The sequence below is a fragment of the Pseudomonas fluorescens genome, assembly GCF_902498195.1.
In the GTDB taxonomy this organism is placed as follows: Bacteria; Pseudomonadota; Gammaproteobacteria; order Pseudomonadales; family Pseudomonadaceae; genus Aquipseudomonas; species Aquipseudomonas fluorescens_BU.
Genome location: NZ_CABVIY010000015.1, coordinates 1 through 628 on the forward strand (window position 1 = coordinate 1; position 628 = coordinate 628).

General features: G+C 62.6%; 1 protein-coding gene. It reads right to left on the reverse strand.

Translation table 11 applies throughout. From position 1 onward, the window contains the following. Positions 1 to 213: 213 nt before the first annotated feature. Positions 214 to 628 (reverse strand): tyrosine/phenylalanine carboxypeptidase domain-containing protein (locus F8N66_RS31285; RefSeq protein WP_150773740.1); only part of this gene is annotated, 415 nt, incomplete at its 5' end.

Below are 628 nucleotides of genomic sequence, written 5' to 3' on the forward strand. Positions count from 1 at the left end.
GGGCGAGCCGCGCAAAAGCAGTACAGGCGACAACGCGTAAAGCAATGGATTGTGCATTGCAACCCCAATGGGGTCAGGCAGGCTGGAAATGAGTGGATCAATCCCTGGCGGTGAAAGCCGTTTTTGAAAGCCACAGAGCCCGGCCTTGGCACCGCTTCCTAATGGTAGCAGTTGATTCGAATAGTCAAGGCCGGCTGAAAAACTCGGCGCCGATCACAGCGCACTGGCATCGCTTTCGTGTTCTTCGGCGAATGCCATGAACACATCCAGGTCCAGCACCTCCAGCTTGATCTGGGCGATGAACGCCGAGAAGGCCAGGTTGGCGGCCAGCAGGCGCAGGTCGCTGGCCCAGGCCGGAAGATAGACCGGCCCCTTGAGCCAGCCAGACTCGAACAGGGGCGCCAGGCGCATGGTGTCAGCCAGGCTGAGGCGCCCTGCACACAGATGCCCGACCAGTTCCGGCCGGGTGTCGCGGATAGCAATGCGCAGCAGGGTGTGGACGCCGAGCAACCCGGGCCGGTAAGCGGCGGCCTTGGTGAATGCCGAACCGCCCCGCAGGTCGGCTCCGGGGGATACCCGTTTAGACGAGCGGAGCGGTTCCTCTGCTTTCTGTCCGGCCGCCAGAAAA